Origin of the sequence: Bradyrhizobium sp. CCBAU 45394, from assembly GCF_028128655.1 — a bacterium.
Lineage (GTDB): Bacteria > Pseudomonadota > Alphaproteobacteria > Rhizobiales > Xanthobacteraceae > Bradyrhizobium > Bradyrhizobium diazoefficiens.
Window position 1 is genome coordinate 93,398 of the sequence record NZ_LBIX01000170.1, and the last position, 25,404, is coordinate 118,801.

Annotated in this window: 29 protein-coding genes and 1 pseudogene; 22 read left to right on the forward strand and 8 right to left on the reverse strand. The window is 61.8% G+C overall.

Annotated elements, in window-relative coordinates; genetic code table 11:
• Positions 1 to 9 precede the first annotated feature (9 nt).
• The 6 genes from WN73_RS27380 to WN73_RS27405 all read left to right on the forward strand — a co-directional run bounded on the left by WN73_RS27380 (position 10) and on the right by WN73_RS27405 (position 5,352).
• A complete protein-coding gene (locus WN73_RS27380; RefSeq protein ID WP_271555415.1) occupies positions 10 to 510 on the forward strand; it encodes a hypothetical protein in 501 nt (166 codons plus the stop codon).
• An 8-nt stretch (positions 511 to 518) separates the two neighbouring features.
• The gene (locus tag WN73_RS27385; protein WP_271555416.1) at positions 519 to 1,847 is read left to right on the forward strand and encodes a pilus assembly protein TadG-related protein; all 1,329 of its coding nucleotides are present in this window, start codon (positions 519 to 521) and stop codon (positions 1,845 to 1,847) included.
• A complete protein-coding gene (locus tag WN73_RS27390; protein WP_271555417.1) occupies positions 1,844 to 2,260 on the forward strand; it encodes a TadE family protein in 417 nt (138 codons plus the stop codon). The genes WN73_RS27385 and WN73_RS27390 overlap by 4 nt, the downstream gene beginning before the upstream one ends.
• Before the next feature lie 402 nt (positions 2,261 to 2,662).
• A complete protein-coding gene (locus tag WN73_RS27395; protein ID WP_271555418.1) occupies positions 2,663 to 4,327 on the forward strand; it encodes a type II and III secretion system protein family protein in 1,665 nt (554 codons plus the stop codon).
• Positions 4,328 to 4,336: 9 nt separating this feature from the next.
• Positions 4,337 to 4,735 (forward strand): hypothetical protein, encoded by a 399-nt coding sequence (locus WN73_RS27400; RefSeq protein WP_271555419.1) that lies wholly within the window; start codon positions 4,337 to 4,339, stop codon positions 4,733 to 4,735.
• 80 nt (positions 4,736 to 4,815) lie between these two features.
• Positions 4,816 to 5,352 carry a tetratricopeptide repeat protein gene (locus WN73_RS27405; RefSeq protein WP_028171935.1) on the forward strand — a complete coding sequence of 179 codons (537 nt, stop codon included), beginning with the start codon at positions 4,816 to 4,818 and terminating at the stop codon, positions 5,350 to 5,352.
• A gap of 90 nt (positions 5,353 to 5,442) precedes the next feature.
• On the opposite strand, the gene WN73_RS27410 is transcribed toward WN73_RS27405, so the two are convergent.
• The 4 genes from WN73_RS27410 to WN73_RS27425 form a co-directional block, all read right to left on the reverse strand.
• The gene (locus WN73_RS27410) at positions 5,443 to 5,940 is read right to left on the reverse strand and encodes a hypothetical protein (protein WP_231166682.1); all 498 of its coding nucleotides are present in this window, start codon (positions 5,938 to 5,940) and stop codon (positions 5,443 to 5,445) included.
• 1,483 nt (positions 5,941 to 7,423) lie between these two features.
• Complete coding sequence (locus WN73_RS27415) at positions 7,424 to 8,503, reverse strand: YeeE/YedE family protein (protein WP_271555420.1); 1,080 nt, start codon at positions 8,501 to 8,503, stop codon at positions 7,424 to 7,426.
• 72 nt (positions 8,504 to 8,575) lie between these two features.
• Positions 8,576 to 8,926: an ArsR/SmtB family transcription factor gene (locus WN73_RS27420; protein ID WP_011086290.1), complete on the reverse strand. Its 351-nt coding sequence runs from the start codon at positions 8,924 to 8,926 to the stop codon at positions 8,576 to 8,578.
• Between the two features lie 37 nt (positions 8,927 to 8,963).
• Positions 8,964 to 9,335, reverse strand: a complete 372-nt coding sequence (locus WN73_RS27425; RefSeq protein WP_271555421.1) for a thioredoxin — start codon at positions 9,333 to 9,335, stop codon at positions 8,964 to 8,966.
• 75 nt (positions 9,336 to 9,410) lie between these two features.
• Here WN73_RS27425 and WN73_RS27430 point away from each other — a divergent pair, with 75 nt between their 5' ends.
• Positions 9,411 to 10,142: a cytochrome c biogenesis CcdA family protein gene (locus WN73_RS27430; RefSeq protein WP_011086292.1), complete on the forward strand. Its 732-nt coding sequence runs from the start codon at positions 9,411 to 9,413 to the stop codon at positions 10,140 to 10,142.
• Position 10,143: 1 nt separating this feature from the next.
• Here the strand turns inward: WN73_RS27430 and WN73_RS27435 are convergent, their stop codons facing one another.
• Positions 10,144 to 10,863: a hypothetical protein gene (locus WN73_RS27435; protein WP_271555422.1), complete on the reverse strand. Its 720-nt coding sequence runs from the start codon at positions 10,861 to 10,863 to the stop codon at positions 10,144 to 10,146.
• A gap of 54 nt (positions 10,864 to 10,917) precedes the next feature.
• Between WN73_RS27435 and WN73_RS27440 the strand changes: the two genes are divergently transcribed.
• The 13 genes and pseudogenes from WN73_RS27440 to WN73_RS27500 all read left to right on the forward strand — a co-directional run bounded on the left by WN73_RS27440 (position 10,918) and on the right by WN73_RS27500 (position 20,550).
• Complete coding sequence (locus WN73_RS27440; protein WP_011086294.1) at positions 10,918 to 11,532, forward strand: SoxW family protein; 615 nt, start codon at positions 10,918 to 10,920, stop codon at positions 11,530 to 11,532.
• A gap of 129 nt (positions 11,533 to 11,661) precedes the next feature.
• Positions 11,662 to 12,105, forward strand: coding sequence for a sulfur oxidation c-type cytochrome SoxX (gene soxX / locus WN73_RS27445; protein ID WP_028171929.1), 444 nt, complete (start codon positions 11,662 to 11,664; stop codon positions 12,103 to 12,105).
• Between the two features lie 18 nt (positions 12,106 to 12,123).
• On the forward strand, positions 12,124 to 12,576 hold the full coding sequence (soxY, locus tag WN73_RS27450) for a thiosulfate oxidation carrier protein SoxY (RefSeq protein WP_271555423.1): 453 nt from the start codon (positions 12,124 to 12,126) through the stop codon (positions 12,574 to 12,576).
• 17 nt (positions 12,577 to 12,593) lie between these two features.
• Positions 12,594 to 12,920 carry a thiosulfate oxidation carrier complex protein SoxZ gene (gene soxZ / locus WN73_RS27455; RefSeq protein WP_011086297.1) on the forward strand — a complete coding sequence of 109 codons (327 nt, stop codon included), beginning with the start codon at positions 12,594 to 12,596 and terminating at the stop codon, positions 12,918 to 12,920.
• Between the two features lie 28 nt (positions 12,921 to 12,948).
• Positions 12,949 to 13,770 carry a sulfur oxidation c-type cytochrome SoxA gene (soxA, locus tag WN73_RS27460; RefSeq protein ID WP_011086298.1) on the forward strand — a complete coding sequence of 274 codons (822 nt, stop codon included), beginning with the start codon at positions 12,949 to 12,951 and terminating at the stop codon, positions 13,768 to 13,770.
• Between the two features lie 27 nt (positions 13,771 to 13,797).
• The gene (gene soxB / locus WN73_RS27465) at positions 13,798 to 15,489 is read left to right on the forward strand and encodes a thiosulfohydrolase SoxB (protein ID WP_271555427.1); all 1,692 of its coding nucleotides are present in this window, start codon (positions 13,798 to 13,800) and stop codon (positions 15,487 to 15,489) included.
• 6 nt (positions 15,490 to 15,495) lie between these two features.
• A complete protein-coding gene (gene soxC, locus WN73_RS27470) occupies positions 15,496 to 16,767 on the forward strand; it encodes a sulfite dehydrogenase (protein ID WP_271555430.1) in 1,272 nt (423 codons plus the stop codon).
• Complete coding sequence (locus WN73_RS27475; protein ID WP_271555432.1) at positions 16,751 to 17,443, forward strand: c-type cytochrome; 693 nt, start codon at positions 16,751 to 16,753, stop codon at positions 17,441 to 17,443. The genes soxC and WN73_RS27475 overlap by 17 nt, the downstream gene beginning before the upstream one ends.
• Positions 17,444 to 17,502: 59 nt before the next feature.
• Positions 17,503 to 17,904, forward strand: a complete 402-nt coding sequence (locus WN73_RS27480; RefSeq protein ID WP_271555575.1) for a DsrE family protein — start codon at positions 17,503 to 17,505, stop codon at positions 17,902 to 17,904.
• A gap of 3 nt (positions 17,905 to 17,907) precedes the next feature.
• Positions 17,908 to 18,135 (forward strand): annotated as a pseudogene (locus WN73_RS27485) (DsrE family protein); the annotation flags it as partial.
• Between the two features lie 101 nt (positions 18,136 to 18,236).
• Complete coding sequence (locus WN73_RS27490) at positions 18,237 to 19,328, forward strand: YeeE/YedE family protein (protein WP_011086305.1); 1,092 nt, start codon at positions 18,237 to 18,239, stop codon at positions 19,326 to 19,328.
• A 107-nt stretch (positions 19,329 to 19,435) separates the two neighbouring features.
• Positions 19,436 to 19,987: a YeeE/YedE thiosulfate transporter family protein gene (locus WN73_RS27495; protein ID WP_271555435.1), complete on the forward strand. Its 552-nt coding sequence runs from the start codon at positions 19,436 to 19,438 to the stop codon at positions 19,985 to 19,987.
• A gap of 11 nt (positions 19,988 to 19,998) precedes the next feature.
• A complete protein-coding gene (locus WN73_RS27500) occupies positions 19,999 to 20,550 on the forward strand; it encodes a YeeE/YedE thiosulfate transporter family protein (RefSeq protein WP_271555438.1) in 552 nt (183 codons plus the stop codon).
• A gap of 11 nt (positions 20,551 to 20,561) precedes the next feature.
• Here WN73_RS27500 and WN73_RS27505 read toward each other — a convergent pair whose 3' ends face one another.
• A complete protein-coding gene (locus tag WN73_RS27505; RefSeq protein ID WP_271555440.1) occupies positions 20,562 to 20,879 on the reverse strand; it encodes an ArsR/SmtB family transcription factor in 318 nt (105 codons plus the stop codon).
• Positions 20,880 to 21,394: 515 nt separating this feature from the next.
• On the opposite strand from WN73_RS27505, the gene WN73_RS27510 reads away from it, so the two are divergent.
• A complete protein-coding gene (locus WN73_RS27510; protein WP_271555442.1) occupies positions 21,395 to 22,324 on the forward strand; it encodes a hypothetical protein in 930 nt (309 codons plus the stop codon).
• Between the two features lie 124 nt (positions 22,325 to 22,448).
• Here WN73_RS27510 and WN73_RS27515 read toward each other — a convergent pair whose 3' ends face one another.
• Positions 22,449 to 23,447 carry a hypothetical protein gene (locus WN73_RS27515; protein ID WP_271555444.1) on the reverse strand — a complete coding sequence of 333 codons (999 nt, stop codon included), beginning with the start codon at positions 23,445 to 23,447 and terminating at the stop codon, positions 22,449 to 22,451.
• Between the two features lie 209 nt (positions 23,448 to 23,656).
• Positions 23,657 to 24,535: a hypothetical protein gene (locus WN73_RS27520; protein ID WP_271555446.1), complete on the reverse strand. Its 879-nt coding sequence runs from the start codon at positions 24,533 to 24,535 to the stop codon at positions 23,657 to 23,659.
• A 135-nt stretch (positions 24,536 to 24,670) separates the two neighbouring features.
• Here WN73_RS27520 and WN73_RS27525 point away from each other — a divergent pair, with 135 nt between their 5' ends.
• Positions 24,671 to 25,366 (forward strand): hypothetical protein, encoded by a 696-nt coding sequence (locus tag WN73_RS27525; RefSeq protein ID WP_271555448.1) that lies wholly within the window; start codon positions 24,671 to 24,673, stop codon positions 25,364 to 25,366.
• The last annotated feature ends 38 nt before the right edge of the window (positions 25,367 to 25,404 follow it).

A 25,404-nucleotide genomic window follows, 5' to 3' on the forward strand; every position in this document is an offset into this window, starting at 1 on the left:
CGAATTGTCATGGAGATCGTCCAAATCGCTGCCCGGACTCGGCGATCGGAAGTGGCGAGTAACGATCGAGGCAGGCGCGCGTGTCGTAAAAAGCCTTTTATCACGGATCAACGCGGCGCCGTCGCGTTCGAGACAATCATCGTCTACATTTTCTTGGTGTCGTTCCTGCTCATGCCGCTCGCCGACGTGGCCGCTGCCAGCTTCCGGTTTATCTCTGCCTGGTCGGCGTTGCGCAGCTTCGGGCAATATGTCCAGTACTACAATCCGCTCGGCCCCGACGGCACGGTGACCTGGAGGCCGGGGCTACAGACGACAGTCGCCGGTTATACGATCGGCAACATCCAGGTCAAATGCGGTGACGCAGGCGCGACCTGCTCGCCAGGCAATATTGCGTCTCCCAAGTACATTACATTTTCGACGACGGTCACTTTGGCGCCGATTGTCTTGAGATCGGTGCTGTGCCCGAACAGTTGTACGTACACGTTGCCTTCCTCTGAACGCTTCCAGTAGGTGCTTCCATGCGTAATCTGCTCCGTTCCAGACGAGGCTCGGTCGCATTCGTAACAGTCATCGCCCTTGTGCCGCTCATCGGCGTGGTCGCACTCGGGGCCGAGGCGGGATCGTGGTACGTCACCAAGCAGCACACGCAGAACGCCGCCGACGCGGCCGCCTACTCGGGCGCCTTGCGGCTTTCATGCAATATTGCCAATGCGGCCTGCGATGCACAATCAGTGGATTATCGCGGCAAGCAATTCGCGGCACAGAACGCGTTCTGCAACGCTGGCGACACCGCCTATCCGGGCACCAATTGTGCGACGAGCCTTCCGAGCAGAATCTCGCGGGCAGTGCAGATCGATATCGGCGATTACAATGCCGGTACGTTCACAACGCCGGCCGCGGGCGTCGGCAACGCCGTTCGCGCCAGGGTCAGCCAGCAACAGCCCGCCTACCTGGCGGCAGTGCTGGGTTTGACGACCGTCAACATCCCCTCCCAAGCCATTGCGCTGGTCCAGCAGCCGACCAAGGTGTGCGCCTTGGCGCTTGGACCTGACTCAGGCGCGCTCAAGCTTGCTGGTAACCTCAGCAACAACGGAACTGGCTGCGCGATAATGTCGGACACCAGTGTTCAACTTGCCAGCACTCCGTCCTTCACCGGTTCGGGATGGGCCGTTTATGGTGCAAGTGGCTGCACCCCCTCAGGCTCCTGTAGCAATGTCAGCGTGCCGCACAATTATTTCATGCCGTACGCAAACAATCCGCTCAGCAAACTGGACACCAAATCGTTCAACAGCAGGACTGGCAATACAAACCCGGTATGTCCTGTTCAGGCGGATGGGTGGAAGCATTGCGCGCCGAATAGCGCGGGGAGTGGAGCTTACGGTAACTTCACGGTGTCGAACGGGGATAAGTACGTTTTGGACCCGGGAACATATTTCTTCTACAACGCAACTATAAAGATGACCGGCGGACAACTGAAAGGGACAGGCGTAACCCTCGTACTGCTCGGAGACACGAAGCTTTCCATCACCGGGGGCACAGTTGACCTCTCCGCACCTGCGACCAACAGTTTCTCGTCGGATCTGAATGGCGTCCTGATTGATGATCAGGCTCCGGACAAGACCAGCAATAAGGTCACCATAAACGGTAATGGTCTGGTTAGCCTGGGCGGGACCGTGTACTTCCCCCACGTCGACGTTAGCTGGGCCGGAACGACTGCCAGTACCAATACGACTTGTTCACAAGTGATCGCGAAAACGCTCGACATGAGCGGTGGCGGCTACCTGAGCACGCAGGGGTGTGATCCGGCCACCATCGTTCACACTCAAGTTGTCGCGTTGGTGCAATGATGAGGAAGCTCGACAATCGCGGCTTCGCGGCCTTCGAATTTATCCTCGTCTTCGTGTCGTTCTTCACATTGATCTTCGCCATCTTCGATCTTGGACGCTATGCAATCACGATGCAGTCTTTGCGGACGCTCGCGAGCGCCGGCGCCCGGGCGGTCATGATCAACTGCTACACGCCTGCCTTGCTTCAAAGCCCGCCTCAGTCGCCGTCCTGCACCGGCGATCCCCTGTCCCCAACCGGCAAGCAGAACGCGGCGCCGTTCCTGTATCGCGGCGGTCTCGCGCCGACGCTGAACACGACGACCGGAGCCTCCGCACTGACGGTTACGGCATCGCAGCCGAGTTTCAACATGCTGATGCCGATCTGGGGCACGGCGTTGAACGCGCCGAGCGCGTCCACCACAATTCCCTTTTAGTGGAACCAGGCAACCATTCCAGAACGCGTCTGGATTTCGGCAAGAGGAAGTCGTGAGTCGCGGTTGTCCGAACGGATCTTCCGAAAATTGCCAAGGAACTCGCCAAAGCGGGGCGCCGGCGGGACGCCTGCGCGCTTGTGCAGCAGGAGGGTTCCAAGCAAACGGGAAAAAGTGGTGCAGGCTGGCAACATCGGGGAGTTTTCTCAGCTGTTGCCGCAGTGCGGTAAGCCTCTCTTCTTGCAAGGAGGCCGAATGAGGGATGTGATCTTGGAAATACGAAATAACGATTTGTAATCGGATGGAATGTAAACTCTGCGACGTGGTGCGCGGAGGGGAGCTGTTAGGGGCGTCGAGCACGTAGATTTGCGGGGGATTGCCGCGGATCGCGGTGGGGGGACTCGAATGGGTGGCGGTCGCGTTTCAGGTAAGACTGTAGGGGGGCTTCCCGCCTTGGGCGTGATGGCTCTTGGCGCCACGCTTGCCCTGTTCAATTCCGTTGACAGCGCCGCGGCTGCGGATCGGCGGGGCTCCTCCGGCGGCGGCGTCTTCGTCAGCGAAATGAACGACGTCCAGCGGGTCAAGGTGGTCGTCAACAAGTCACGCACCTTCAGGGTCGACTCGCCTTTTGCAACGATTGTCGCGGGCTCGCCTGACATCGTCGACGTGAAGTCGCTGAGCGATCACCTGATCTACGTCCAGGGCAAGCAGACCGGCACTACCAACGTCATCCTGTTCGACTCGTCGATGAAACAGATCGGGATCCTCGACGTCGAGGTCGTGATCGATACCGGGAATCTGCAGCAGAACATCCGGTCCAGCACCGGCATGCAGGGCGTTCGCGTCTCGGCCTCCGAGGGCCAGGTGGTGCTCAGCGGCACCGCCACCGACGCGGTTGCGGCTGAGCGGGCCATGGCGATCGCCACCAGCACCGTTGCGAAAGGGGGCGTCGTCGTCAACGCGATGAGCGTCGCGGCGCCGCAGCAGGTGATGCTGGAGGTGCGCTTTCTCGAGGTCAACCGGCAGGCCGGTCGTAACCTGGGCGTGAACCTTTATGCGGCGAATGCCAACGGGACCAATGTCGGGAATACGGGGCTTGGTGGTGCAACTAGCGCGACGGGCCGGCAGCCGATCGGTGGTATTAATACGGTCCAAAACCCCCTTAGTAATACTGGCGGTACGCCTGTTGGTGCTTCTCCTACCGGCAGTCTTCCGATACTCGGAACGGCGGGAACGCTCTTGGGTACCGCGGGCGGTATAGCTCCTGTCCCGTTTGGAAGTTTGTTGACCAGCATCGTTCGAACCTCTGGCGGCGGCTCGGTGGACTTGCTGATCTCCGCATTGGAAACGAAAGGATTGGTTCGCCGGCTCGCGGAGCCGAATTTGACCACGCTTTCCGGGGATGCCGCCCGCTTCCTGGCTGGCGGTGAATTTCCAGTGCCGATTCCGAACACGACGACGACCGGTTTTCCCACTGTCACCATCGACTACAAGAAGTTCGGCGTTGAACTGGCCTTCGTGCCCACCGTTCTTTCGCGCGGCGTGATCAACCTTCGGGTGGAGCCGTCGGTCAGCGAGCTTGATTTTTCCAATGCGGTGACCATTCAGGGGACGACAGTTCCTGCTTTGACTCGCCGCGATGCGCGGACGACGGTCGAATTGCGCGACGGCCAGAGTTTCGCCATCGCCGGCCTGCTGCAGACCCGCAATCGCCAGGACGTTTCGCAATTGCCTTGGATCGGGTCGGTGCCCGTGATTGGAAGCTTGTTCGGCAGCAAATCGTACCAGCAGGAGGAAACGGATCTCGTCATCATCGTCACGCCGCGCCTGGTTGCGCCGGCGGCGCCCGGTCAGCAACTGGCATCTCCGCTCGACTCCCGTCTTCCGGCCAATGACGTCGACTTCTTCCTCAATGGCCAGATGGAAGTCCGCAAGCGCTACAACGATTACGTCAATTCCGGCGGCGACGTGAAGGGCCCGTACGGCCACATCATCGCTCCTGAGCTCCGGACGCCCGTTCCACCCCCGGCCGCCGTTGTCGACCAGCCGGTCGTAAAGACCCTCAACTAGGAGCGAGAGATGACCATAAGGTATCTGGTTCTGTTCGCGCCCTTGCTGCTCGGGGGATGTTACGGCCTCGCCGGTCATGACGAGATGGACCGCTACTTCCAGCGTTCCGATACCATCACGATGACCGCCGGCGATGCCAAGCAGGTCAACGCCGTCACGCACACGATCCATCCGTGGCCGCGATACGTCGGTGACCGCAGGATCGCGTATGACGCTCGGCGCGTCGGTGCCGCCGTCACACGCTATGGCAAGACACAGCAGCCGGTGGATCAGCTTCCCGACATCAGCGATGCGACGAGGCAAATGGGCGTGCGGACGACGCCGACGCAGAACATCAATATAGAAGGATTGGGGGCTGGATCGTCTGCCGGCGTATCAGTGCCGGTCGGCGGCGCACCGAGCAGGTAAAGGGGCCAAGGGGCCTGAGCTTTGGGTAATTCAACGATGATATTTCAGTGATTCCGATGGGCCGGGCGGGGACAAGATTTATGCGGCGCATCATCTTTATGCTGACCTGTTGCTGGTTGGCGACCGGCCTTGCGGGGTGTGAGACCACGCTGAGAGACGCGGCGATCGTCGCTCCCGTGGAGCCGCCGGGCGGAGACCCCGTGCAGGAGCCGACCGACGTCAAATATTATCCTTCGGACGAGCCCGTGCGGCTGGGGCTGGAGCATTTCAACCGCGGCAGTTACGGGATCTCCCAGCGCTATTTCAAGGACGCCGTCGAGAAATCGCCGAAGGACGTGACGGCCTGGGTTGGGCTCGCGGCAAGCTATGACCGCCTGCGTCGTTTTGACCTGGCTGATCAGGCCTATGCCCAGGCGATTCGGCTCGGGGGCGAGACCGTTCAGATCCTGAATGATCAGGGTTATTCGTACATGCTGCGCGGCAATCTGAGTGCGGCGCGACGGAAGTTTGAAAAGGCCTATTCGCTAGATCCGGGTAACCCGGTTATCGCCAATAACCTTGAGCTTCTCAATGGTAGCCGTCGGTTCATTGAAAGGCCGCCGAATAATCAGCCATAGGTGGAATAACTACCAGCAAAGGGCGGATGCTGGTCGGATATGCACGCTAACGTGCTTTGGGAGGCTGCACGTGGCGTGAGCGGCCTCTCATCAATTGGGCCCGATCACAACATCAGCGTGACGGCTGCCGATTCGGGTGATGACGATCACGCCGTTGCGGATGGTAAATCTCGCGCCGAGTAGTTTGCGGACCTTCTCCGTGATCGGAGAGGGGAACGGGATTGTTTCTCCCGTGACGGGATCGCCGACTTTGATCTGTTCGGTCGCGGAGCCCGCAACCGGGGCGGGCTTGATGTAGTCGCGGATCAGCTGAATCTCTTCGCGCGACAGGACGAGAGCAGTCTGGTCGGGGCGATTCTCGGCCGGCGGCTTGGGTGCTTCGGTGCTTGGCTTGTCGCGGGCCTCATTGGCGCTTGCGATCTGATCGAGCCTGGCTACGCGTAGCTTGAGCGCGATGATTTCGCGTTGCAGCGTGGCGATCTCCGCTTTGAGCGCCGTGGCCTGCATCAAGACAATGGTCGCGCAGACGCAACTCACGATGACGAGAACGCTCAGCAACGCGAGCAACCAGCGCTCGATGTTTCCCATCGAGCCTCCGGTCGCCTCGGGAAGTTGATCGCGTTGAAGGTGCCCGCGCCAGATGCGGCGTCCTCGCTGCATCCAATTCGCGATCGCTGTCACACGTCCGGACTCCTCCTGCCCGGAACCGAAGTGCGCGGACGACAAGGCGGTGGCCTCGTGAGACGGGTGAATTATGGGCGCACTGTTGCCGTGATCGGTGCGTGGCTGCGGCCCTCGGTCCTCGGCGACGTGATCGTCAGCCGGGGGATAAGCGGTGGCGTGCGGATGAGGGCGGGACGGATCATCCTCCATCTGGTGATTAAGCCGGCCCGTATCCGTTCTCGATGGAGCCATCTACCAACTTCAGCGGTTGTTCCGCCCGGAGCATCAAATGAGGCGGTCGTGTTGCACGCTGCGCGTTTGCGGGCCGACGCCGCCGGATCTGCAAATCATTCCAGCATGGATATGGACGTAAACCGTGCCGATAAGCGAGCCCTGTGTCAATTGAGGAAAAGGGCAGCAGCATCGAACCGGGACATCCGCAGATGGTCTCAGTCGCGCCAGCCCTGGGCGCGGGGCCGCGCACGACGGTTCACCCTAAAGATGCGTACGCCAGATCGAGGCCTCGGAACAACTGTGTCTGTCAAAAATCAACCCGGACGAGGCGTCATCCTGAGGTTTGATCCGAGATTGGGAGAATCGGTCTCTGGTTCCGTTTCGCGTTCGCGAACCCGTGAGGAGACTTCATTCGCCCGCGCGAAGACGAAACAAATGACATCGGATTGAAACCACTTTCCAGCAACCTCGAAGTCAGGGAAACACATTGCCGAGCTACTATCTCCAAGCCTTCTAACTGGGAGAGCCAGCAATGCGATCTCACCAAGATTTAGTCGCGCCAGTCATCATTCTGTGCTGCTCGGCTTTGAGCATCGCCACTCTTGTGATGGTCGGAGCATGGTGAATCCTTGGCCACACATCCATGCGTGAGGAATTCACATCTCTTGCTTTCTTGGCGGTTACGCTCGCGGGCGTCGCTTTGCTCGGCTCCGGCCTGCTCGCGCTGGTAATCGTGGGGTAGAGCGCGGCCCGACGCACGCTGCTGGCGCCACCAAGGAGTGATATCCGAGAGAGAAGCTGGCGCGCTGCCGATCTGCCGCGGCGACGGCCCCTCGCTACGAAGCCGAATTTCGTCTCCACATGATGACGCCGATCGCCATGAACGTCGGACAAGCCAGCATGTCGGCCTGGTCAATGTACTCTGGACGCAGTACCAATCAGTGGGAGCGTGTCGGTCGTTTGGGAAGTCAGTGCGGGTTGAACGTCGTCGGCATCAATCCGGGAATTGTTTCCGGCTCCCATCGATGAGCTTGATCGACACGGCTCCCGTTGACGGCGACGGTTTTTATTCGGGGTGAATGCGTACGCGTCTGCCGCTTTTCATCTCGCCGCGGACGTTCGCGAGAGTTGAGTAGGGCGGAAAATGTTTCCGTGCAGAAGCGGTGGTTTTCCACTACGTCGAGACGCCGAACAGCTTGCGCACTGCTGGCAGCCACTCGCCCGTCATCGTGAACTCAAGCCCGAGCCGCGCTCCGACGGCAATCGCCAGCATTGTGATCGGCGCCGAGAGAGCGAGTGTTGAGAATGCGGTCAATCCCTGGCCAATGGTGCATCCCATTGACATGATCCCGCCTATCCCCATCAGAAGCGCGCCGCTCATGTGACGCTTCAATTCACGGGCGTCGTCGCAAGCCTCCCAGCGAAAGCCGCGCCCGAGCATGGCGGCCGCAAACGAGCCGGCGACGACGCCGGCGACCGAGCCGATGCCAAAGTTCAACCGCGCGCCGGAAAAGGTGGCAATGTAAAGGATAGTGTCGCCAAGCGGGGCAACGAAGGTGAGCGAGGAGACGCGCGCGGGATCGAATTCGTCATCCGCGAGCCACCCCGTCGCGAACCATCCGAACGCAATCGCGGCGCCGACGGCAAGACCGGAAACCAATAGTCGCGGCGACCGGATCAGCCGGCCATCCGCGAGTGCCCAGAAAGCGAGCGCGGCGGCAATCGACACGACGAGGATTGCATGCGTCGTGCTGCCGGCCCCGAGCAGTGAAGTCAGAGTCTGGTTGTTGCCTTCGGCGAGGCGCACCGACAATGGCTCGATCAGCTTCACGCGGAGCATGCCGGTGATGCCGCGCATAGTCGCGAGCGCGGACAGGCCGAGCACGAGAAAGACCACGATGGCACGCAGATCGCCACCGCCGATGCGCACCAACGTGCCGAAACCGCAGGTGCCGACCAGCGCCATGCCGACGCCGAACATCAACCCGCCGATGATCGCGCCGCCCAGGCCGATCGATGCTGTGAGATAGATCGATCGCGACAGGTCTACGATGCCGAACTCGGCCAGCGCTTGGGTCGTAAGCAGGGCGACCGCCGCGGCCAGAGCAAAGGATCTGAGCCGGCGAAAATCCGATCCGAAGAACGCATCCTCGAGCATTGCGAGCGTGCAGAAGCGGCCCGCACGGCCGGAAACGCCGAGCACGGCACCGGCGGCAAGCCCGCATGCAAACGCTATGGTCGAAGGGCCCAGCATTCCTCCCGGAGATGTTCGTTCTGCTTGTTAGACAGTCTGCGCCGGGAAGGCGCGAAAATCCAGAACGGAAAATTACCGGCGGCGCCGCCGCACCGGCTCGCAGAACACGTCGTAGACGGCGGTGAGAATCTTGCGGACGTCCTCGTTGGCGAGGCTGTAGTAGATCGCCTTGCCGTCGCGGCGGGTGGTGACCAGCCGATCGAGTCTGAGCCGCGCGAGCTGCTGGGAGACGGTTGACTGCCGTTCGCCGAGGAACTGCTCGAGCTCGGTCACCGATTTCTCGCCCTCGGCGAGGATGCAGAGCAGCAGCAAGCGGGACTCGTGCGATAGCGCCTTGAGCATGTCGCTCGCCTCGCGTGCCTTCTCCATCATCTGCTCGAGCTCGGCGGAGCCCTCGATCTCCTTCAGCTTTGGCAGCGGCATCGTCTCAAATTCCCCTGAGTAAAATCCTTGAGAGCGGTCACGACCTGCCCGGTTCGGATCCTGTGCTGGACAGGATCCGGTCCAAGAGGCCGAAGAAGAAGGCATCCCCCGGATAACCGCGAATGCGCCCGATCTCACGGCCCTCTTTTACCACGACGAAGGTCGGCGTGAAGGCGCCGGGATCGATTCCGGCGAGGTCGGCGGGCAGGGGCCTATTCAGGTCGACCCGGCGCAGCGGCGCGGTCTGGCTTTCCTCGGTCTTGCCATAGATCGGCGCGATCTCGGCATTGAAGCGTGCGCACCATACGCAGCCGGCCCGTTCGAACATGACGAGCTCGGCCGCGCGCGATCCCGTTGCGGACAGCGCGAGCGCGACAATGACTGCGAGCCAGGCGATGATTCTGTTCATCCTGCGTAACGGACCTCTGGACTTCCTTGGCGCTTTATATCATTAAATTCGCATATGTTCTAGGGATGAGACGCAATGACCTTGGACGTCACGCTGGGGGCGGCCTTCGTCGCGGGGCTGTTGTCGTTTCTGTCGCCCTGTATCCTGCCCCTGGTCCCGCCCTTTCTCTGCTACATGGCCGGCGTCTCGGTCAACGATCTCTCCGGTGGCAAGCCCGACCTGCGGCCGCGCATCCTGGTCTCCGCACTCGCTTTCGTGGCGGGCTTCTCGCTGGTTTTCGTCGCGCTCGGCTCGACCGCCTCGCTCGCGGGACGCCTCATCTCCGCGCATCTCTCAACGCTCGGCATCGTCGCCGGCGGCCTGATCATCGTCATGGGCCTGCATTTTCTAGGTGTGCTGAGGATTCCGCTGCTCTATCGCAGTGCGACGGTGCAGGTCGACAACCGGCCGGCCGGGGTGGCGGGGGCCTTCGTCATGGGCCTGGCGTTCGCGTTCGGCTGGACGCCCTGCGCAGGCCCCATTCTCGCCGCTGTCCTGCTGATGGCAGGCTCGGAGGACACGACTGGACGAGGAGCCCTGCTGCTTTTCGCCTATTCAATCGGGACCGGCATTCCGTTCCTGATCGCGGCCGCGTTCACCGGTAGGTTCATTGTCGCGCTTGGCCGCGCGCGCCGGCATCTTGGCCTGGTCGAGAAGACGATGGGCGTCTTTCTAGTCGCGACCGGCCTGATGTTCTTGACCGGTCTAATGCCGGCGGTTTCAGAGTGGCTGCTGGAGCGTTTTCCGGGGCTGACCACCATCGGCTGAGCTAGCCGTAGCGGAAATCGAGCAGTTGGGCATAGGACTGCAGTTCGATCAGGTAACGATGCACGAGCGGCCCTTCGCCGGCCATCGCTGCATGGGCGATCTCTCCACTGCTCGCGATCGCGCCGTCTATGAGGCGGCGGAACTCGCCTTGTCCGGCGATCTCGGTGCTTGCCCATTCGTTGCAGCGCTGCAGACGATCGCGGAATGCGCTTGCGGCGGCAACGGTTTCCTCGGCGTATGCCTGCGCCGGCTGCTGGCCATACCGCGTGGCCGCCACCCGTAGCTTTTCCATGGCCGGCGCGATCTCGAATACGCAGTCGCCGAGATCGTAGAGGCCCGAACGACGCCTGAGTTCATGAAAGGACCTGCGCAGCGCAAGCAGTTCGCGACCGGCGGCGACATTGTCGCCGCCGTCCAGCGCGCGCGTTGCGGCCGCGAGCCGTTCACCGCCGTCACCAAGAAATTCCGCCAGTGCGGCCGGAGCATAAGCGGGCAGGGGACCGGACGCGTTTGGCTCAAGCCGTTTCCACGTGGCCGCCGCCGCGTCGGTCTCCATCTGTGCCAGCGCGATGCTTCCGGTGCGCGCATAGCTCGCCGCGCTGCGCAGATTATCCATGATCGGCCCCACCACCGATACGAAATCCGTGGGTTTGCCGGCCTCCGCGCCGAGAATGAGCGCGCTCGACGTCAGCCATGCCAACCGGGCGATGATGCAGCGCAAGATCGGAAATCCTTGTCACATTCGTAGATATGAATATCATAATGAAAGTGACCGATGCGCAAGATCCTTCCAAAGCACAAATCCCTGACGTCGCCCGGCTGGCTGACGCGACGCGGCTTTCTCGCATTAGCATCGGGCGCGGCTCTTGTCGCCCGCCGCGGCGAGGCGGCCGCTGAGCCGGCGCTTGGAGAAGATGGGCTCTATCACGAGCCCTGGTTTCTGCAGAGCTTCCTCGATCTGCGCGAGGACCTCGAAGGCGCTGCCGCCGGCGGCAAGCGCCTTGCGATCATGTGGGAGCTGCGCGGCTGCCCCTATTGCCGTGAGACGCATCTGGTAAACTTTGCCGATGCGGCGATCACGACCTACATTCGCGACAATTTCGAGGTGTTGCAACTCAATCTGATCGGCTCCCGCAAGGTTACGGATTTCGATCGCCAGGAATTGTCCGAGAAGGATCTGGCCCAGAAATACGGGATCAGGTTCACCCCGACATTCCAGTTCTTTCCTCCATCGTCCAACGGCATTGAGGCAAAGGAGCCGATGGCGCGGGAGGTGGCGCGGGCACCCGGCTATCTCAAGCCGCAGCATTTCCTGGCGATGTTTCGCTTCGTGCGGGAGCGGGCTTACGAGCGCGGCTCGTTCCGGGATTTTCTTACCACAAACGGCTAGTTGACACCGGCCCTGCGAATTTGTCTTGACGCAGCTTCTTATATGAACATATCATAATAACTGAATTTGATGGATTGTGAGTCCATCGCAAACGAGGCGGGCGTCACCTCGCCATCAAGGGTAGGGAACATGCGGCGCTCGCTCGCGGCTGCGTTTGCGCTATGTCTTTCGGCCGGAAGCGCCTGCGCGCAGGAGCCGATCAAGCTCGACGTCGTCAATGACGCTCTGCCCAAATCGCTGACCGGCGCACCCGGCAATCCCGATGCCGGCAAGAAGGTGTTCCTGACGCGCACGCTGGGCAATTGCCTCGCCTGCCACCAGGTCACCAGCCTGAAATCCGAGGAATTCCACGGCGAGTTCGGCCCGTCGCTCGACGGCGTCGCCGGCCGCTACAGCGAGGCACAGTTGCGCCTCATCGTCGCCGATCCCAAGCGCATCTTCACCGACACGGTCATGCCGGCGTTCTTCAAAAGCGACGGCTTGAGCCGTGTGCGCCCGGAGTTCGTCGGCAAGTCGATTCTGTCGGCCGCGCAGGTCGAGGACGTGGTCGCTTATCTCAAAACGCTCAACTGACGGCGAGGAGGATCTGGAATGAAAGCCATCAATCGACGGCAGGCATTCGCGCTCGGGGGTGGCTTCGTCATGCTGACCCTGATGCCGATGACGGCCGATGCCGAAGTGAGCAATGACGCCGCGAAGTGGATCGAGAAGTTCACCGGCGGCAAGCAGCCGGTCAAGGGCAAGATCGCGCTCGACCTGCCGGAGATCGCGGAGAATGGCAATACCGTGCCGCTGTCGCTCACGGTCGAGAGCCCGATGACCACGGAATCATACGTCAAGGAAGTCATGATTCTCGCCGACGGCAATCCGAACGCCGGCGTCGCGACGCTGATGTTCACACCGGTCTCGGGCAAGGCGGAGGCCTCGATCCGGATCCGGCTCGCGGCCACGCAGAACGTGGTTGCGATCGCGAAGATGAGCGACGGCGCGCTGTTCACGGAGCAGAAGACCGTGAAGGTAACGATCGGCGGCTGCGGCGGCTAGGGCGCAAGGAGAGAGCAATGGCAGACAAACCACGCATCAAGCTTCCCAAGGAGGCGGCCAAGGGCGAGGTCATCCAGATCAAGACCCTGGTCTCGCACGTCATGGAATCGGGCCAGCGCAAGGACGCGCAAGGCAAGCCCATCCCGCGCAGGATCATCAACAGGTTTGCTTGCGAATTCAACGGCAAGCCGGTCTTCGCCTGCGCGCTCGAGCCAGCGATCTCGGCCAACCCCTACATCCAGTTCGATGCGAAGGTGGAGGAAGCCGGGACCTTCAAGTTCTCCTGGACCGATGACGACGGCTCGGTGATCACGGCCGAAGAGAAGATCGCGCTCAAGGCGTAATGCCGGAGAGCTTCGAGGGAGACAGCGGATGCTTTCGCGATACGTTGGACTCGCCGTTGCGATCGTCGCGGTCGCATCGCTTGCGACGCGTGCTTTCGCGCAGGAGACCGAACGCAAAGGCATCTCCGCGCCGCCTGGACACGTCTTCAAGACGATTGTCTCCGGCTACCAGTTCCGCAGCAAGGAAACGCGGGCGCTGCAGGACGACGACCTGGAGAACCCCGGCTTTCTGGCGGTGGAGCGTGCCGCCGACGTCTGGAAGAGGGCGGAGGGCAGCGAAGGGAAGTCATGCATGAGCTGTCACGGCGAGGCCGAAACGAGCATGAAGGGCGTCGGAGCCGCCATACCGAAATGGGACGACAAGCGGAAGAGGCCGGTCAATCTCGAGCAGCGCATCAACATCTGCCGCACCGAGCACATGAAGGCGGAGCCCTGGAAATTCAAGTCCCAGGAACTGACCGACATGACCACCTTCGTGCGATACCAATCGCACGGTATGCCGGTGGCGGTGAAGACCGACGGTCCGATGTCGCCCTGGTTCGAGCGCGGCAAGCAGATCTATTACACGCGCTACGGCCAGCTCGATTTGGCCTGCGAGTCGTGCCACGAGCGCAACAACGGAAAATTCATGCGCGCCGATTTTCTCAGCCAGGGCCAGACCAACGGCTTTCCGACCTATCGGTTGCGCGACCAGCGCCTGGTGCCGCTGCATGAGCGCTTCGAAGGCTGCATGTTCGATGTACGCGCCGAGCCGTTCAAGCCGCTCTCCGACGAGTTTCTCGCGCTTGAGCTCTATGTCGCCTGGCGCGGCATCGGGCTGCCGGTCGAGACGCCCTCGGTGCGCAATTGAAACGATGAGCCTGCAGGAGCATTGCGCATGATCTCTCGTCGCGAGTTCATCCAGGTTGCTGCAGCAACGGCGACACTGGCGACCAGTACCGGTTCGAGCCTGACCCGGGCGTTCGCCCAGCAGCGCCTGACCCAGAAGGAATTGCTGGCCTTCGAGCCGCTCGGTAACGTCACGCTGGTGCATGTGACCGACATCCACGGCCAGCTCATGCCGCTTTACTTCCGCGAGCCTTCGACCAATCTCGGCGTCGGCGAGGCGAAGGGGCTGCCGCCGCACGTGACGGCCAAGGAGTTTCTCGCCCGCTTCGGCATCGCACCCGGTTCTTCGGCCGCGTACGCACTGACGTCGGAGGATTTCGAGGCGCTGGCCAAGACCTACGGCAAGATCGGCGGGCTCGATCGGGCCGCCACCGTGATCAAGGCGATCCGCGCCGAGCGCGGCGACAAGGTCGCGCTGCTCGACGGCGGCGATACCTGGCAGGGCTCGTGGTCTTCGCTGAAGACGCGGGGCCAGGACATGATCGACTGCATGGCCCTGCTCAAGCCCGACGCCATGACCGGACATTGGGAATTCACCTACGGCACCGAGCGGGTCAAGCAGGCGATCGAGGGGCTCGGCTTCCCCTTCCTCGGCCTCAACATCCGCGATACCGAGTGGAACGAGGCGGCGTTCGAGCCTTCGACTATGATCGAGCGCGGTGGCGTCAAGATCGCGGTGCTGGGCCAGGCGTTCCCTTACACCCCGGTCGCCAATCCGCGCTGGATGATCCCGAACTGGTCGTTCGGAGTCCGCGAGGAGGACGTGCAGGCCCAGGTCGACAAAGCGCGCAAGGACGGGGCGCAGCTCGTCGTGCTGCTCTCGCACAACGGCTTCGACGTCGACCGCAAGCTGGCCCCCCGCGTCAAGGGCATCGACGTCATCCTGACCGGCCACACCCATGACGCGCTGCCCGAAGCGGTCAAGGTCGGCAAGACCCTGCTGATCGCGTCGGGCTCGTCCGGCAAGTTCGTGTCGCGGCTCGACCTCGACGTCCGCGACGGCGAGGTCAAGGCCTACAGCTTCAAGCTCATTCCGCTGTTCTCCGATGTGATCGCGGCGGATGCCGAGATGGCCGCGAAGATCGCCGAGGTACGCAAGCCCTTCGCGCCCGAGCTATCGAAGGTGCTCGGCAAGACGGATTCGCTGCTTTACAGGCGAGGCAATTTCAACGGCACCTTCGACGACCTGATCTGCCAGGCCCTGTTGCAGGAGCGCGACGCCGAGATCGCGCTCTCGCCGGGCTTCCGCTGGGGCACAAGCGTGCTGCCGGGACAGGACATCACCTTCGAGGACGTCACCAACGCGACCGCGATCACCTATCCGGCGGTCTATCGCATGGGCATGACGGGTTCGCGGTTGAAGGAGATCATCGAGGACGTCGCCGACAATCTCTTCAACGTCGATCCCTACTATCAGCAGGGTGGCGACATGGTGCGCATCGGCGGTCTGTCCTATGCGATCGATATCGCGAAGCCGCAAGGCAGCCGCATCTCGGATATGCAGCTGCTCAAGACCGGTGCGCCGATCGATCCCGCGAGGGAATATCAGGTCGCAGGTTGGGCCAGCGTCAACGAAGGGACCGAAGGGCCGCCGATCTGGGAGGTCGTGGCCAATTATCTGACCCGACAGAAGACGGTTCGCCTCGAACCCAACAGAGCTGTCAAAGTGACGGGAGCGTGAGAAGCGATGTCGAAGATGGACAGTCCCCAGCAATCCCGACGCAGTTTCCTGGCCGCTGGCGCCGGCGTTGCGGCGTCGGTGCTCGCGAAGCCCGCCTTGGCCGGCGGCGGCAATCCGGCGAACCAGCCTCCCAACGTCCCGGAATGGACCAAGTCGCTCGGCGAGGGCGTCGCCGTGCGCCCCTACGGCAGGCCTTCGAAGTTCGAGAAGGATGTCATCCGGCGCGACGTCGAATGGCTGACCGCCTCGCGCGAGTCCTCGGTGAGCTTCACCCCGCTGCACGAGCTCGAAGGCATCATCACGCCGAACGGCCTCTGCTTCGAGCGGCATCATGGCGGCATCGCCGAGATTGATCCGGCCGATCATCGCCTGATGATCCATGGGCTCGTCGAGCGTCCGCTGATCCTCACGCTTGAGGAGTTGAAGCGCTATCCGCGCGTCAACCGCATTCACTTCATGGAATGCGCAGCAAATTCCGGCATGGAGTGGCGCGGCGCGCAGCTCAATGGCTGTCAGTTCACCCACGGCATGATCCATTGCGTGCAGTACACCGGCGTGTCGCTGCGTACGCTGCTCGAAGAAGCAGGGGTCAAGACCAACGGCAAGTGGCTGCTGGTCGAGGGCGCCGATGCGGCCGCGATGGATCGCAGCCTGCCGATCGAGAAGGCGCTCGACGACTGCATCATCGCATACAAGATGAACGGCGAGGCGCTCTATCCCGAGCAGGGCTATCCGATGCGGCTCGTGGTACCGGGCTGGCAGGGCAATCTCTGGGTCAAGTGGCTGCGCCGCATCAAGGTCGGCGATCAGCCCTGGCACACCCGCGAGGAGACGTCGAAATATACCGACTTGATGCCCAACGGAAAGGCACGTCGGTTCACCTGGTCGATGGACGCCAAGTCGGTGATCACGAGCCCTAGTCCGCAGGCGCCGATCAGGCACGGCAAGGGCTTCACCATCGTCTCCGGGCTGGCCTGGAGCGGAAACGGCAAGGTCAGGCGCGTCGACGTGTCGCTCGATGGCGGCCGCAACTGGTGGCCGGCACGGCTCGACGGCCCCGTGCTCGACAAGGCACTGGCGCGCTTCTACTACGAGTTCGACTGGAACGGTGAGCCGCTGCTGCTGCAATCGCGCGTGCAGGACGAGACCGGCTACGTGCAACCGAGCAAGGCCGAGTTGCGCAAGATCCGTGGCGTCAACTCCATCTATCACAACAATGGCATCCAGACCTGGCATGTGCAGGCCAATGGTGAGGTCGAGAATGTCGAAGTCGCTTAAGTTTGCTGCCGCGGCACTGCTCATTTGCGCAATGTGCGCGCCCGCGCTCGCGCAGCAGAAGACCGATGCCAAAGCCGGTCCGCGCTATCACATCGGCCGCGCGCCGACCGCGGCGGAAATCCGCGGCTGGGATATCGACGTGCGGCCCGATGGTCAGGGCCTGCCGGAGGGCAAGGGCACGGTCGCCCAGGGCGAGAAGCTCTTCATGGACAACTGCTCGACCTGCCACGGCGAGTTCGGCGAGGGTAACGGCCGCTGGCCAGTGCTGGCGGGCGGCAAGGGTTCGCTGACATCAGACAATCCGGTCAAGACGGTGGGCTCGTACTGGCCCTACGCTTCGACCGTGTTCGACTACGTCCGTCACGCCATGCCTTACGGCAATGCGGAGTCGCTCTCGGTCAACGAGTATTATGCGCTGGTCGCCTACGTCCTGTACCTGAACGACGTTGTCACCGACCAGAATTTCGAGCTGACCAACAAGAACCTTGCCACGATCAAGATGCCGAACGAGCAGGGCTTTGTGATGGACGATCGGGCGACGAGCGAGAAATCGTTCTGGCAGATGGACCCCTGCATGAGGGATTGCATCGAGCCGGTGAAGATCACCGCGCGCGCTGCCGTCATCGACGTGACCCCTGAGGATACCAAGGACGGAAAGTCGCGGGGCGTGGAATGATCCGCGGCCGGGCGAGCCGCCGTGGGTTGCTTCGCAGTTTGTTCGCTGCCGCCTTCATCATGACAAGTCCGGCCGCTCCGTCCCGGGCGACCGAACCGCACCGGCTCGCGCTGCAGATCAGCGACGACGACCCGGCCAAGATGCGCGCCGTCCTCGATGTTGCGGCGAACGTCTCGCGGCATTATTCCGGGCAGGGCGACGACGTCGAGATCGTGGTGGTTGCCTTCAATGGCGGCCTCGACATGCTGCTCGACGACCGCTCGCCGGTGAAGGAGCGCCTGTTGAATTTCCTGAAATCGATGCCCAATGTGAGCTTCATCGCCTGCGGCAATACCCTGGAGACGCTTGCGGTGAAGGAAGGCAGGCGACCGCCGCTGATCGAGGGCATCAGCGTCACCCGGGTTGGTGTTGCCGCACTGATGAATCTTGCGGAAAAGAACTGGACGATTGTCCGACCGTAAGGAGGGCCCGCGCTTCGCGCCTTCCACGCGCTCGCCGCCGAAGATCACACCGTTGCGATGATGAAGAAGCTCGCCGACGCTGGCGTCGGATTTGATGCCTGCGCCAACACCATGAAGGCGCAGGGGGTCAAGCTCGACGACCTCACGCCCGGCTTCGTGGTAGCCGAGAAGGGCGGCGTGGTGCGGCTCGCCGAGCTGCAACAGCAGGGATATGCCTATCTGCGGCCCTGAGCAGGCGTGGCGCCGATGCGGCCGGGCCTTGATTTGGCTCATACGGCGCGACCGCAGCGAGCGATAGACTTGGCAGACCTCAAAGGAACACTGAGGCGGCCGTGCTGACGACACTCATCGATCTCCTGGGGGAAGACCGCCTGTCATGGCTCGGCGGCCTTCTGGTCGGCGGCGTCTTTGGATTCTTCGCCCAGCGCAGCCGCTTCTGCCTGCGCGCCGCCGCCGTCGAGTTCTCCCGCGGCGAGGGCGGCCCGCGCCTTGCGGTCTGGCTCCTGACCTTTGCCGCGGCGCTGGTGGGCACGCAGGCCTTTGTCGCGCTCGGTCTGCTCGACGTCTCCGAGGCGCGCCAGCTCGCGCAGCAGGGCAGCATCTCCGGTGCGCTCGTGGGCGGCATGATGTTCGGCTGCGGCATGATCCTGGCCCGCGGCTGTGCCAGCCGGCTGCTCGTGCTCTCGGCCAATGGCAATCTCAGGGCGCTGCTGTCGGGCCTGGTGTTTGCGGTGACGGCGCAGGCTTCTTATCGCGGCCTGCTGTCGCCTGCGCGCGAGTGGGTGACCAATCTGTGGCTTGTCGACGGCGGGCCGTCGCGCGACATCATGGCGGCGTTCGGCGGCGGTACGCCCGAGAAGCTCGCTTTCGGTGGACTATGGCTGATCGCGGGGCTCACCTTCGCCTTTCGCAGCCATTTGCCGCGCCGGCTGATCTTCGCCGCGCTGGCGACGGGCGTAGCCGTCGTCGCCGGCTGGCTCTTCACCTACCAGCTGTCGCAGGCCTCCTTCGCACCGGTGACGCTGAAAAGCCTCACCTTCAGCGGACCGTCGGCCGAATTGCTGATGCTGGTCTTGAACAGCTCGCAGATCCGGCTCGGCTTCGACCTCGGCATCATTCCCGGCGTGTTTCTCGGCTCGTTCGTCGCTGCGGCAAGCGCGCATGAGCTGAAGCTCGAGGGGTTTTTCGACGGGCTCGGCATGCGGCGCTATCTGCTCGGCGCGGTGCTGATGGGTTTCGGCGCGATGCTCGCCGGCGGCTGCGCGGTCGGCGCGGGCGTGACCGGCGCCTCGATATTCGCGCTCACCGCCTGGCTCGTGCTCGGCGGCATGTGGCTCGGGGCTGGGCTCACCGACCTCTTCGTCGACCGTGCCGGTACGCCACAACCGCAGCAGGCCGCTGGCTCGCCCGCAGCGGGCGCGTGATCAGATATTTTACGGTTTGCTAAATTACATTTTTTGAATATGATTTTCGCAAATGCGGGCCGATTGCGCCGCAACAATGCGGGCGCGCCGCCCTCGGGGAAACGCACATGACCACCATCACGGAAAGCTACGTTCGCGAAGCGCCGCGCACTGCGCGCATCGACTGGTCGCCCTATCTCGTCGGCGCCGGGATCGGGCTGTTGAGCTGGATCGCCTTCGCAGTGTTCGGCGATCCGCTCGGCGTCACCACCGCCTATTCGCGCGTCGCCTCGCTGTTCGCCGTCCCGGTGATCGGGCCGGAGGCTGTGGCGCAGAATTCCTACTGGAAGAGCACGCCGCTGAAGTGGGACTACGGCGTCTGGTTCCTCGTCGGCATCCCGCTCGGCGCATTCCTCTCCGCAGTGATGTCGGGCACGTGGCGGCTCGAGCTCGTGCCGGAAGTCTGGAAGGAGCGGTTCGGACCATCGATCGCCAAGCGCTTTGTCGGCGCGTTCCTCGGCGGCATCGTGATCATGTACGGCGCACGGCTTGCCGGCGGCTGTACCAGCGGACATGGCATTTCCGGCGGTTTGCAGCTCGCGGTGTCGAGCTGGCTGTTCCTGGCGGTGATGTTCGCCACAGGACTCGGTATCTCCGCGCTCATGTTCCGCAAACGGTGAAGGGAATCGAGATGACCGCGATGATGACAATCCTTGGCCCCGTGCTAATGGGCGCTGCCTTCGGCTTCCTGCTGCAGCGTGGCAAGGTGACGAACTGTAATGTGATCGAGAACCAGTTTCGCCTGCGCGATTTTACTGTGCTGAAGGTGATGGGCACGGCGATCGTCGTCGGCGGCATCGGCGTGCTGCTGCTCGTCGATACCGGCAACACGAAGTACTACGTGAAGGATGCCAACATGCTGGCGATCGCGCTCGGCGCCGCTTTGTTCGGTATCGGCATGGTGGTCTATGGCTATTGCCCGGGAACGGCGCTCGGCGCCATCGCCACCGGCAGCATCCATGCCTTGGTCGGCGCGCTCGGCATGGTTGCCGGTGCTATCCTTTACGCGCTGAGTTTCGATTGGCTGAAAGCGCACGTGCTCAACGTTTGGGCGCTCGGCAAAGTCCGCCTTCCGGACGTGACGAACATCCCGGACATCATTTGGTTCGCCGCTCTTGCAGTCGGCGCCGGACTGTTCTTCTGGTGGATCGAATCTGTGGAAGCTGGGCAGAAGCGGATGTAGCAAATCACAGGTCACCGTTTTGGTGTCTTGCAGAAGAGCCTGTGCAGCGTTGAAAACAGCTCTTCGATCCTCCGGTCTGCGACACGGTACCACATCGTCTGACCATCGCGCCGACAGGCGACGATGCGCTCTGTCTTCAGCTTTGCAAGGTGCTGCGATAGGGCCGAAGCGGAAAGGCCGACATCCTCGGCAAGCGCGCTCGCGCTGATTTCGCCATATTCGACGAGCTTGCAGACGATGAGCAGCCGATGCTCATTGGCAAGCATGCGCATCAGGGCGGCCACCCCCTTTGCCTGCCTTTCGAGTTCGTTCGTATTCATTCGGCGCATGACGGTGTTTCATTAGCATTCGCGTGCCAGCCGTCAAATAGGAGGCGGAAATCCGGGTTTGGCCGGTTAATGAATGGCCCGCGATTGAATGGGCGCAGCATAAGGATGCGAATTATACTCCCATAGCTGCATGAGTATAACGAAGCCCATCGCTCTCAAGGATCTCTGACATACGCCATACGAGTGACGTGTGCACTCCCGCTCCCGCGCACGCGACGTGTGCGCTGATAATCCGAAGAAGCGATTTCCGCTTCCAATTCATGCACATGTGGTCCTAGAAGAGCCAAACAGCGGAAACTTGGTCAAACCAGATTTCTCAATCGGTCCAACAACACAAAGGACCGATCTGAGCGGAAATATCTTAGTAAAATGAATGGCTTAGATCGAAAATATGCTCCCGGCTGCATGCGGGCCGCACGTGAAGGAGATCCTGGCAAATCTTCCCGACTACACCGACCGAAGTCCAGTTAGGAGTAACCTGCCGTTTCTTTTGCCGGTGCCTAGCCGGACGACTATTGCTCAACCACGCAAGGAAGGTAGGTCATGCCACTGACCGAAGGGACGTCCTGGACACACTCAGTGACTCGGTTGCGCTTGGCATCGAGTTTTACGTCGACAAGATCCATATCAAGGGCGAATACTTGATGACAGTTCGCGATCACATTCGTGCCGGTAATATATTGGTGAAGGGCGGCACTCAGGATCTCGCTTTCTACGATCAGGCCACGGATATTCTGTTGACGCAGAAGAAGTCGCCTCCCGCAAATGATAGCGATCGGGCGCTGCTCCTGCATGAATGCGTGCACGCCATGACCGACGTCTATGATCCTGACGGCGCTGTTACGCGCCACATGGGCGAACTGGCGGCCTACCTCACTCAAACGACATATAGCGTTCGCAGGAATCCGTCGTCTAACCGCAACGGCACCGCCCCCTGGGACAAATTCTGGTGCGACCTCTACGCCACGGTGCGCGCCAACAAGCTCGACACCAGCGCGGGCAATGGCGTCCGGATCCCGTCGGCGACGCTCGAAAGTCTGCGCCGGCAACTCGCTGCGCTGCCTTTTGTGAACTATGGAAAGTTCGCTAAAGAGGCGACCGGCGTGTCGGATGGGCTGATCCGCAGGAACTTATTTCTGTCGAGCGATGAACCTGTATCCATGCGATCATCGAGCGTTTCCCACGAAGCTTACGTTGATCCGAGCGATGACTATTTGATACGCACCCTGATGGAGGCCTACGCGAGCACCGATGTTAGAGGTTATGGCAGCCGCCTGCGCCGGCTACGTCGTGATTTTCTCTATTGCTCGCTGTCTCGCGCCCATGAGCTCCGGAAGAGGTTCTCGGTGCGGAAGCGTGGAGACCGGCTCTCCGAACTGTTTCACGATCGCCTGTCGCATGGCGGCCGCGCAATTCTTCTCCGTGTGCTTGCGCTGCGAAGCTGACCAGCACGCTGGACAAGTCGGAAAAGCGCTCTCGAGAGGAAGAATGCGCTACCGCACCGCGTCGAATTCTCGGTGTGTTGGTGCATCATTAAGTAGACTCCCGACCACTCCGTTGCTGCGGATTCTAGTCCAGGTGCCTTGTGCGCAGATCTTGAAGGTCCTTTTTCAATGCCACCAGATCCAGCCCGCGAGGAAAAGTGAGGCGTCCAGAGCGGATCACGAGCCGGACATACGGATACCGTTCTTCGGCAAGCATCGGAGAACTAATCTTGTACTTGTGCCAATCTTCGACGATGTGTGCCTGTTGTTCGACGTTGTATGAGTCCCAGCTATCCCCGGGCGTGTAGTCGTAGCCGGCACCGACCGTCTGCGCCCAGAAGGAGCGTGCCATTGTCCAGTTTGAATCGTTGAACGCCTGCCACACGTGGGTCATTTCGTGCACGAAGAGGTCGCAAATGCGACCGAAGTCGTCGCACAAGAGGCCGAAGGTGGGGCTAGGCGATGCCAGGTTACTGAACGCGACATTGCCAAGATTGATGGCATACCGCATGCTCGGCACCATGGGATTGCTTCCTCTAAAGAATGGTCCATCGTTCGTCCACGGTCTTCCGCCTGCTCCCAGGCCATTGGTAATCGCGATGGTCTCCCATGGCGGCAACGTCGGGCCAAAGACGTTGCGCGCGAAATCCCGTTCGCTGACGTCTAGGACGCGCGCGAAGTCGGGTCGGCTTCCTCCACATTCCGGCGGGGTCGGAGCCGCTGGGGTGGGCGCAACCGGTGGAGTGGGCGCAATCGGTGGGGGAGGCGGCGTACCTGGCGGCAGATAGATGAATCCCCCTCGCCATCCACCTTTCCCGCCGGTCGTACCGGATGAAAACGCAAAATTCTGCCGGTCGGGCGACATCGCGCGGCAGCCTACATACTCGGCCAGGTACCAGTTCACCTGCCGTGTGGCTTGTTGGAAATCGCGCTGTTTGACGAGCTTGATGCCCGGAAAATTGAACTCGATGAGGTCCCAGGGGTCGATGCCGATCCGCTTGGCGAGGGATATCCAGGTCTCGCCTGCCGTCACCGCATGCCGGATTCCTGCTGGCGGTACATAGCTTTCGACGACAGGTTTCAAGGGCCTTTCCTGGTTCGGCATTGTGAGACCTCCCCTGCTGGTTCCTGCGGAACTACGCGTTCTCGCCACCAATATCTTGGTCGCCGCTACCTCGAGGCGGTTCGATAGTTCCATTCATCCGGGCCACGAACTGGCAGTGGCAATCGAGGAGCCTCATTCGTAGCTTGGAGGCGTAGACACGGAGCAATGCCGAACGAGCAATGTCCGCTTTAGCGCCTGCCTTTCGACTTCGAACCGAGCAGATCATGCGTTCCGCTGATGCTCACCGTTCCCGAGCACTCGAAACCACCGAAAATTCCGCAGGAGCCGGTGACCGTAACGCGCAAGTCTTTGCGTTGGTACATGTCGACCGAAATGCCCACGCGCGAAAAGTCGTTCGCGCTGTTCGGCAGGATCAGATCGATGTGCTCTGCGGCCCATTGCGGTATATGCTTGTTGCTCTTCCAGAACAGTTCATTGCCGGCGTGATGCACGAAGTTTGGCCCGACCGTAAGCGCACCGTCCACGCCCTCGAACACGAAGCCCGTTTCGTCGATGTGCACGTTCACCCGATCGGGTGCTACTGCGAAATGCAGCGAGGTGATGTCCTGGGGCTGCGGGTCTTTGCCGAATTGCGAGCTGTAGGCATCGCTCCATTGTCCGCGGTCGCGTCCGAGCCCGAAGCCGTGCCGGCCCGGGAGATCCCGCGTTGAGAGTGGCTTGTCGGACAGCTTTGGGCGCCAGATCTCCCGGAACCCCTTGCCGATCGTTGCCGCCATCGACAGATCGAGGGCCCAATGCGACGCTTTCTCCGGGCTTTTCCCTTCGGCGAAGGCGTCGAATCCGTCTGTCGTCTTGGCAATGCGCAGCTTCTTGATCAGCTCTTCCCAGTCCTTGGGCAAGAAGGTGAAGCCGTCGAGCGTGGTCGTCGCGGCAGCGACACCATACTTCTCGAGTTGGTGTCGGATGTAGGGCTTCTCGTCATAAAGGCGCACATCCGGGTTGGGGCCGGCAAAGTAATTCTTTAAATCGATCTGCGGCCGAAGCATGGTCAGTCGCGCCGCGATCTTCCGGTAAGTGTCGGTCGTCGTCGGATCAGTCGTCGTCATAGAACGCCCTCCGAGCCAATCCTCCCCTCAGATTGGTCTCACCCGAACGGGCTCGGGTTCAATGCCGGCTCGTTCGATCAAGCTGCCGCCCGGCCCAGGTCATTCGAATTCCTGTCGCGCCAGCGCAGTGACTGTTTGAACCCGCCGATCGGAAACGGCGACCACCATCCGTGGGGTAGTGTGAACAACGAGGACGATCAAATGTCACTGCGAAGCAGGGTGTTGGACGTACTCAATGGCCCGGCGGTCGCACGCATGCGGTTCCGGTTCCCGATCCGCGGCAGCCATGTGACGATTGCGCCGCAAACGTTCCATCACGTCGCTCGCGCTATCCGGTTGGGGCAGGTCACCGTCAGACCTCCGACGGATCTCGCGGCAGGCGTTGCTGCGCAATACAACGATGTCGCGAGAACCAGGGCGGACGGCACAGCGGTTGCGGCGAACACGCTGGAGGTCGTGTCGGCGACGGGGCGGCTGGACGAGGCCTATATCGTCCACGAAAGCCTGCATGCGGCATATGATCTGTTGCGTACCGGCCTTGATGCCAATGCGGAAGAGGCGTCTGCGTACGTCTGCACGGCGCTCTATTGCCGCATGACAGGCCTGCCCCGCCCTCGCTGGGCCAACGGGCCGATCTACGCCAATGCCGCAGAGGTCGCCCGAACGCTGCTATCCCAGTATCAGAAGGGCGATCCCGGGATTCCCTGGGTCGGCGAGCATGAATGGAAGATGCTGCGTGCAGGTGTTGGCCTCGATCCGGTCTATGCCGGCGGACCCGGCGGTATTCTCACGGGATGGCTCCTCGGCCAGCAATATACCCACGACGGCTGACGGGGGCCGCATCCATTTCAGGAAATGGCAGGAGCTTC